This is a genomic window from Mesorhizobium sp. M7A.F.Ca.US.006.04.2.1, from assembly GCF_004022915.1.
GTDB classification, from domain to species: Bacteria; Pseudomonadota; Alphaproteobacteria; order Rhizobiales; family Rhizobiaceae; genus Mesorhizobium; species Mesorhizobium ciceri.
Genome location: NZ_RZQA01000200.1, coordinates 1 through 8,204, shown reverse-complemented (window position 1 = coordinate 8,204; position 8,204 = coordinate 1). Strand labels below are relative to the sequence as shown.

Genomic DNA, 8,204 nt, shown 5'->3' with positions numbered 1-8,204 from the left:
GGCGCAGGCGACGCGCCGGCACGCCAGCGCTGCGATCGGCCAGGTGCTGATCTACCCCGAGCTCGGCGGCGACGAGCGTGCCGGCTCCTACATCGAACACGCCGACGCGCCGCTGCTGTCGGTGACCGACGTCGCCTTCTACCGCGACGTCCGCTCGGCCAGGCGCCAATCGCTGGACGATCCGACTTTTGCGCCGCTGCGCGACAAGGATTTCACCGGCCTGCCGCCGACGGTGATCGTCACCGCCGAATGCGACCCGCTGTCCTCGGATGGCGAGACCTACCGCGACCGCATTGTGGCCGCCGGCGGCAAGGCGTGGTGGCACGAAGAGCCGAGGCTGGTGCACAGCTTCCTGCGTGCCCGCACCACGGTGCCGGCAGCCGCGGAAGCGTTTGCGCGGATTGTCGGCGCGGTTGGCGCGCTGGGCAGGGGCGAGTGGCCGTATTGAACGTGGCGAAGGCCCCCCTCATCCGGCCGCTTCGCGGCCACCTTCTCCCCGCTGGGGAGAAGAGAGAAGCGCCGGCGCTGCAAGTCTCCTCTCCCCTCGGGGAGAGGTCAGCCGAGCGAAGCGGAGGCTGGGTGAGGGGGCGTCTCGCGTGAAGCGCCGGCATCCTCTTTTCAACAATGGAACATAGGAGGTCGAGTCCCGTCGTACCGACCCCCTCTGTCGCCTTCGGCGACATCTCCCCCTCAAGGAGGGAGATTCGCGCCGCGCCATCGTCCAACGCATACGCCAATCGCCGACTCCCCCCGCGGAACCCCGCACAATCACTGCGGAAAACCGAACACTCCCTAGCGTCACCCAGCCTTATCATTCCCCCTCAGGCAACGGCGCCCCGGCGGTCGCGTCCGCCCCCGCGCCTGTCGATCGGCCGGGGCGATTTTTCTGTGCATGCCATTGTCCCAAAACCGCTGGGCACTTTTGGGCGGCATGCATCAACAACAGGGGAACGACGATGAAATTCATGCTGACCGACCGCAAACTCCACCCGCAAGCCAAACCCGTGGCCGACGATTTCAAGGCCGGCGGCATCAACCGCCGCGAATATCTGGCGCTGATGGCCGGGCTCGGCGTCAGCGCCGCCGGGGCGCTGGCGCTGGGCGGACTTGGCACCATCCCTGCCCGCGCGGCGGAACCCAAGAAGGGCGGCGTCCTGCGCGTCGCCATGAACGTCAAGGGTTTCAAGGACCCGCGCACCTTCGACGGCGTGGAGATGTCGAATGTCGCGCGCCACTGCAACGAATATCTGGTGCGCTGGAACACCGACTTCTCCTTCGAGCCCTGGCTGCTCGAAAGCTGGGAGGCGAGCGACGACGCCAGGACGCTGACCCTGCACGTGCGCAAGGGCATCTCCTGGTCGAACGGCGATGCCTTCAACGCCGACGATGTAATCCACAACCTCACCCGCTGGTGCGACGCTTCCGTGCCGGGCAATTCGGTCGCCGCGCGCATGGGCGCGCTGGTCAATGCCGACACCAAGAAGGTCGTCGATGGCGGCATCGAAAAGGTCGATGACTTCACCATCAAGCTGAACCTGCCCAAGTCCGACATCTCGCTGATCGCCGGCATGGCCGACTATCCCGCACTGATCATGCACCGCTCCTATGAGGGCGACGGCGATCCCCTGAAGGCGCTGGCCATCACCACCGGTCCCTGCGAGCTGGTCAGCTGGGATGCCGAGACCGGTGCCGAGGTGAAGCGCAAAGACAAGCCCTGGTGGAAGGGCGAATTCTACTTGGACGGCATCAAATGGGTCGACTACGGCTCCGACCCCAACGCCATGCTCTCGGCCTTCGAATCCGGCGAGATCGACACCGACCACGAGACCGCTTCCGATGCCGTCTCGCAGACCGAGACGATGGGGCTGATGAATTCCGAGATCGCCACCGGTTCGACCATCGTCGCCCGCTTCAATGTCGCCAACGCGCCCTATGACGACGTCAAGGTGCGCCGCGCCGCCCAGCTCGCCGTCGACAATGCCGCCGTGCTGGCGCTCGGCCTCGGCGGCCGCGGCAAGCCCGCCGACAACCACCATGTCGGCCCCATGCACCCCGAATATGCCGATATCGGCCCGGCGAAGCGTGACGTCGAGCAGTCGAAGAAGCTGTTGGCCGAGGCCGGCAAATCAGACCACGAGTTCGAGCTCATCTCCGTCGACGTCGAATGGCAAAAGAGCACCGGCGACGCCATCGGCGCGCAGATGCGCGAGGCCGGCCTGAAGATCAAGCGCACCGTGCTGCCGGCCGCCACCTTCTGGAACGACTGGAGCAAATACCCCTTCTCCTGCACCGAATGGCTCGGCCGCCCGCTCGGCGTCCAGGTGCTGGCGCTGGCGTATAAATCCGGCGCCGCCTGGAACGAGAGCGCCTACGCCAATCCCGAGTTCGACACGCTGCTCGACAAGGCACTGGCGACACCCGACGCCAAGGCGCGCAAGGAGATCATGGGCAAGATCGAGCAGAATTTGCGCGATTCAGGCATCATCATCCAACCCTACTGGCGCTCGGTCTACCGCACCTACCGCAAAGGCGTCGAAGGCTGCGAACAGCACCAGGCGCTGGAGCAGCACTTTGAGAAGGTGTGGATTGAGAGTTGAGAGGCGGTCCGCGCTAGCGGACGTAAAGCCAATTGCTTGGCTTTACGAGCCTCGAACGCTCTGAGCCTGCGAAGGGCCGGGCGACGGTGATGCGCCGGCATTTCTAACCTTCTCCCCTTGTGGGAGAAGGTGGATTGCCGCGCAGCGGCAAGACGGATGAGGGGTGTTCCAGCTTGGCGATACGCCAACAGTAAACGCCCTGAACCAGAGCAGAACCTTCACCGCCTCACTCCGTCACGCACCCCTCATCCGTCTCGGCGCTGCGCGCCGATCCACCTTCTCCCACAAGGGGAGAAGGTCAGAAGCGTCAGCGCCCCTTCAAGTGCAGGGCTAGCCGGTGGATCGCTGCGATCATCTGACGGGTTGAAAATGGCCGGCGCGAATGCCGGTGAGGCAGTTGCCTGAGCCCGCGCCGGCCACTGGCGAACCTGGGTCCGCCGCCCGGATTTTTTACCGCCCCGCCGATGCCCGATCAACCAGGCCGGACGTTTGGTACGCAAGCGGACAAAGCCTCACCGGGCCGGCTTCAGCAGCGTCCAGATCCAGCCGACAAAGGTCAGCACCAGGAACGGATAGCCCGCGGCGGGCAGCGGTGCCGAGGTCGGCAGCAAGGGCGCCCCCCAGAGGATCATGCAAGCCGAGACGACAAACAGCACGGCCGCCACCAGCGCGGTGAGCCGCATCCACAGGGCAAATGTCCTGGGCACGCTGACCATGACCAGTGCCGCCGCCCAAAGCGAGATGCCGCCGACATAGGAGGGCACGCTGGCCTCCAGCCCCGCCGCATTGCCCGCCATCAGCAGGGTCTCTCCGGCCAGGAAGGTCAGGAAGCCCGCGGCTATGCAGTCATTGCCAGCCGCTGGTATTTCATCGTCAACAGCGCGGTGGCGACCACCAGTGCGGCACCGTCGATCGTCCAGAGTGTTTCGCGAAGTGGGGCGCTGGCGACGAAGGTGCCGGCAAGGCCGAAGGCACCGCCGATGGCGAGGCCGATCGCGGCGACGGTGTCTAGAGTGGAACGCATGTGATGTCTCCCCAAGCCGGGAGAGAGGATACGACAGGGCGGGGCGTTTACAATAGGTGACGGGCGGACATCGGAGAAGGGGAATGGAGCGGACGGCCAAGTATTCTCGCCGCCTGTACGACAGGGCTTCCCTGCTACAAGGGGAGGCGTTTTCCCCGGCAATTCCCGATTAGGATACGACGTAACCGATTGCAAATGCTCGGCAATAAAGTCTCTTGTGTAAGTTCCTGTTTTGTTCCAAAATGCGCCTTGACGCAATTCCAGTCGAACATCTGCCGATGCAGCCCTAAATAGGCAACATGACCGCAGCTACGCAATTCGATCTTAAGTCTTCCGACCCCATTTCTCCTTGGTTGGAAATGGGTGCGTATGAGGCCCTTTGGCTGGACCATGGGGCATCATTTAAGTCGATTGCCGACAGGTTCGGCGGTGTCCCCTTTTCTGTTCCCTCTGATTTCGTCCCATATCCCACAGCAGTCAAATATGCCGAACTAGCAGATGAACAAATACGGAAATTTAGCTCTGCTCCGTATGGTGTCAGGATTCACGGCGCCGGCGAATATCCCAACAAAATTCGTGTAGCGAAACATCCTATCGAACTGCTTTATTATCAAGGCTATTGGGCGCTCTCAGAACAGCCTTCTATTGCAGTGGTGGGCACTCGTGAGCCAAGCGATGAAGGTATTTTGCAGACCCGCCGAATAGTCCAGGGGCTGATTTCTGACAAAATTATTCCGGTCTCCGGGCTGGCGAAAGGGATCGATGCAATTGTCCATGAAACAGCCATATCTCTGAAATTCCCCACAATTGCAGTAGTGGGAACTCCAATTTCTACGGCTTATCCGAGAGAAAATAGGGGTATTCATGAGAAGATAGCCCGAGAGAACCTTTTGATATCGCAGGTTCCGGTTGTGGCATACAAGGCTATGCCCTTGAATAAGACGCGAACCTTTTTCCCAGAGCGGAACATAACGATGAGTGCTTTGACGGATGCAACTGTTATTGTTGAAGCTGGGGAAACATCTGGAACACTCACGCAAGCGCGAGCGGCTTTAGCACAAGGTCGACCGCTATTAATTCTTGAAAGCTGTTTTCATAGATCCGATATAACGTGGCCCCACAGGTTCGAGGAACTAGGCGCGATCCGAGTTTCTGGTATTGAAGATATTTTGGCAAATGTCAGCGCGCTTTACAAAGATCGATGATCTGACACGCGGGGAGCATGGCTTCCTAGAGAAAGATGACTATATCCTTTATCTGGGGGAGTATACCGCGCACGGGGGTTATAAGTCCGAGACGAACAACCACATCTTAAACTTTAAAATGAGCCCTGCAATCCGCGATGAGAATGTCCATCGCTATAAACATAAGGCGCGGTCAACTGACTATTGGGCAGAAAAACTTCGTAGCGCAGTGCTAACGGATCGCTTGTCAAAGATTGCTTGGTGCCCTGTTCCGTGCAGTAAGCCCGTCAGCCACCCAGCTTATGACGATAGACTTTTGCGACTGATAACTCGAAGTTTTGGAGCTGGCGCGATAATTATTAATTGTATAAAACAAATTGAAGAACGCGTTGCGGCTCATGATACTAGTAATCGACCAGACCCGCAAGTTTGAAGGCGGGCTGGGCATTCCAAACTGTTAACCTGCCCCAGAGCGTCGATACGATTGCAATATTTGATGATGTGATCGCAAGGGGAGCTTCTTTTAAGGCGGCACAGGCACTTCTCCATGAGGCTTACCCGCACGTCCCGATAAAGGGAGTGTTCCTCGCCCGCGTTGTCCATGATGACGACCAGCCTTCGCTGTTTGACACCCTAGCCGAGTGATCGAAAGCCACGACTCTCCGATTCTAACTATGCCATATTCACCCTTTAGCGATTGGCATGTTAAATGAGAGAACAAAATAGGAATCTTCGTATATATTAGTGATTGCGAATCGAAATCCGCGAAGGTGTCTCAATGCCAGCGTTCGGAATTTCTGCTTTCTTAAGAATTTTACATATGACACGACCGACCGCAACGGACGGAGCTGCGTCGAAGATTTACGCCACGAGGGGGAGGCTATGATTTTCACAGTAGCCTCCGCCGACTCTGCCAACGTCTGATGGCTGGAGAGTCGTTAGAGAGTTTGTACAAGAGCCAGAGAGACGATCCGCTCAACTTGGCCTACAGCAGTTGGAGGCTTGGAGAGCTCTTAACCTGGGCGCGATTTTGGAGTTCCCGCCAACTACCGTGCGAAGCCCGAGCGAAATCTTTTCGGTTAAGTTCACACCGAATTTTGGCCTCCGAGTCGGAAGCCAGTCTGTCGCCCTACATGTTTGGAATACTGCTTCGCCGCGCCTAGAGCCAAGATTGGCCCGAGCCGTTCTATCCTCATTCCCGCCTGTTTATCAAACAGCGAACAATTCGCCCGATGACATTGCGGTGCTATGCCTGCGAACCATGCGTTTTATTCGTCTGGGCGACGCATCGGACGTTGTCGAATTAGGTCGGCTGATCTTCGCGAATATCGATGGCATTTTTCGAGAAATTACTGCGGATTTGGGAGAGCCTCCGCCTGCGCCCGGCGAACACCCCACCCCACCTCCCGGAGAATATTCTCCACCGCGCAGCGTCAGCGCCGCGCTGGCGGGGGGCCCGCTGCCTCCGGCAGCTCCCCCGCTTTCGAAGCCTGCCATCGATCCACCGGATCGATGACTTGGCGCGCTGCGCGCACCAACCGGCTTCTCAATCGCCCATCTTCAGCGCCTGGATAAACGCCTCCTGCGGAATATCGACCTTGCCGAACTGCCGCATCCGCTTCTTGCCTTCTTTCTGCTTATCCAGCAGCTTGCGTTTGCGCGAGACGTCGCCGCCGTAGCATTTGGCGGTGACGTCCTTGCGCAGCGCCGAGATGGTTTCCCGGGCGATGACCTTGCCGCCGATCGCGGCCTGGATCGGGATCTTGAACAGGTGGTTCGGGATCAGCTCCTTCAGCTTCTCGCACATCTGCCGGCCGCGCTTTTCCGCCGCCGTGCGGTGCACCAGCATGGAAAGCGCATCGACCGGCTCCTCATTGACCAGGATCGACATCTTCACCAGGTCGCCCTCGCGGTAGTCGGTCAGGTGATAGTCGAAGGAGGCGTAGCCCTTGGAGATCGACTTCAGCCGGTCGTAGAAATCGAAGACGACCTCGTTGAGCGGCAGGTCGTAGATCAGCATGGCGCGCTTGCCGACATAGGACAGGTCGGCCTGGATGCCGCGCCGGTCCTGGCAGAGCTTCAGGATACCGCCGAGATAGTCGTCGGGGGTCAATATGGTGGCGCGGATCCACGGCTCCTCGATCGCCGAGATCTTCACCACGTCGGGCATGTCGGCCGGGTTGTGCAGTTCCTTCATCGAGCCGTCGGTCAGAGCCAGCCGATAAACGACGCTCGGTGCCGTGGCGATCAGGTCGAGGTTGAACTCGCGCTCCAGCCGCTCCTGGATGATTTCGAGATGTAAGAGGCCAAGGAAGCCGCAGCGATAGCCGAAGCCGAGCGCTGCGCTGGTCTCCATCTCAAAGGAGAAGCTGGCGTCGTTGAGGCGCAATTTGCCGACCGCGGCGCGCAGATCCTCGAAATCGGCGGCGTCGACCGGGAACAGGCCGCAGAACACCACCGGCTGCGCCGGCTTGAAGCCGGGCAGCGCCTTGGCAGTGGCGCGCTTGTCCTCGGTGATGGTGTCGCCGACGCGGGTGTCGGCCACTTCCTTGATCGAGCCGGTGAAGAAGCCGAACTCGCCGGGGCCGAGCTCGTCGACATTGATGCGCGCCGGCGTGAACACGCCGGTGCGCTCGACCAGATATTTGGCGCCGGTGCCCATCATGCGGATGGTCTGGCCCTTCTTCAGCACGCCGTCGATGACGCGCACCAGCACGATGACGCCGAGATAGGCGTCGTACCAGGAGTCGACCAGCATCGCCTTCAGGGGCGCCGTGGCGTCGCCTTCGCGCGGCGGCGGCAATTGGTGGACGATGGCCTCCAGGACGTCCGGAATGCCAAGGCCGGTCTTGGCCGAGATCAGCACGGCGTTGGAGGCGTCGATGCCGATCACCTCCTCGACCTGCTCGCGGATGCGCTCGGGCTCGGCGGCCGGCAGGTCGACCTTGTTCAGCACCACGACGATCTCGTGGTTGTTGTCGATCGCCTGGTAGACATTGGCCAGCGTCTGCGCCTCGACGCCCTGGGAGGCATCGACGACCAGCAGCGAGCCCTCGCAGGCGGCCAGCGACCGCGACACTTCATAGGCGAAGTCGACATGGCCGGGCGTATCGATCAAATTGAGGATATAGTCCTCGCCATTGTTGGCGCGGTACTTCAGCCGCACCGTCTGCGCCTTGATGGTGATGCCGCGCTCGCGCTCGATGTCCATCGAGTCCAGCACCTGCTCCTTCATGTCGCGCAGCTCCAGCCCGCCGGTCAGCTGGATCAGCCTGTCGGCAAGCGTGGATTTGCCATGGTCGATATGGGCGACGATGGAGAAATTGCGGATGTGGTCGAGGGGCGTGCTCATGGCGCGCGTTTAGCAGGGGTGGCTTGCCCGAGCAAGCTGTGCGCCTT

General features: G+C 60.6%; 6 protein-coding genes. 3 read left to right on the top strand and 3 right to left on the bottom strand.

Going from position 1 to position 8,204, the window contains the following annotated elements:
* Positions 1-448: alpha/beta hydrolase (locus EN925_RS13235; RefSeq protein WP_164894195.1), on the top strand; the 448-nt coding region annotated here is incomplete at its 5' end.
* A 508-nt stretch (positions 449-956) separates the two neighbouring features.
* Positions 957-2,597, top strand: coding sequence for an ABC transporter substrate-binding protein (locus tag EN925_RS13230; protein WP_127369490.1), 1,641 nt, complete (start codon positions 957-959; stop codon positions 2,595-2,597).
* A 512-nt stretch (positions 2,598-3,109) separates the two neighbouring features.
* Here EN925_RS13230 and EN925_RS40690 read toward each other — a convergent pair.
* Together EN925_RS40690 and EN925_RS40685 are read right to left on the bottom strand one after the other, a co-directional pair.
* Entirely contained in the window at positions 3,110-3,394 is a 285-nt protein-coding gene (locus tag EN925_RS40690; protein WP_127370026.1) for a hypothetical protein, read from the bottom strand.
* Between the two features lie 41 nt (positions 3,395-3,435).
* Positions 3,436-3,621, bottom strand: coding sequence for a hypothetical protein (locus tag EN925_RS40685; RefSeq protein ID WP_127370025.1), 186 nt, complete (start codon positions 3,619-3,621; stop codon positions 3,436-3,438).
* Between the two features lie 299 nt (positions 3,622-3,920).
* Here EN925_RS40685 and EN925_RS13215 point away from each other — a divergent pair, with 299 nt between their 5' ends.
* Complete coding sequence (locus EN925_RS13215; protein ID WP_127370024.1) at positions 3,921-4,826, top strand: DNA-processing protein DprA; 906 nt, start codon at positions 3,921-3,923, stop codon at positions 4,824-4,826.
* Positions 4,827-6,351: 1,525 nt separating this feature from the next.
* Here the strand turns inward: EN925_RS13215 and lepA are convergent.
* Positions 6,352-8,157, bottom strand: a complete 1,806-nt coding sequence (gene lepA, locus EN925_RS13205) for a translation elongation factor 4 (protein WP_063169622.1) — start codon at positions 8,155-8,157, stop codon at positions 6,352-6,354.
* Positions 8,158-8,204: the final 47 nt, after the last annotated feature.

Excerpts from the sequence above, each read along its gene's own strand:
- EN925_RS13230 (WP_127369490.1), top strand. The coding sequence starts at position 957 with ATGAAATTCATGCTGACCGACCGCAAACTCCACCCGCAAGCCAAACCC.
- EN925_RS40690 (WP_127370026.1), bottom strand. The coding sequence starts at position 3,394 with ATGGCGGGCAATGCGGCGGGGCTGGAGGCCAGCGTGCCCTCCTATGTC.
- EN925_RS40685 (WP_127370025.1), bottom strand. The coding sequence starts at position 3,621 with ATGCGTTCCACTCTAGACACCGTCGCCGCGATCGGCCTCGCCATCGGC.
- EN925_RS13215 (WP_127370024.1), top strand. The coding sequence starts at position 3,921 with ATGACCGCAGCTACGCAATTCGATCTTAAGTCTTCCGACCCCATTTCT.
- lepA (WP_063169622.1), bottom strand. The coding sequence starts at position 8,157 with ATGAGCACGCCCCTCGACCACATCCGCAATTTCTCCATCGTCGCCCAT.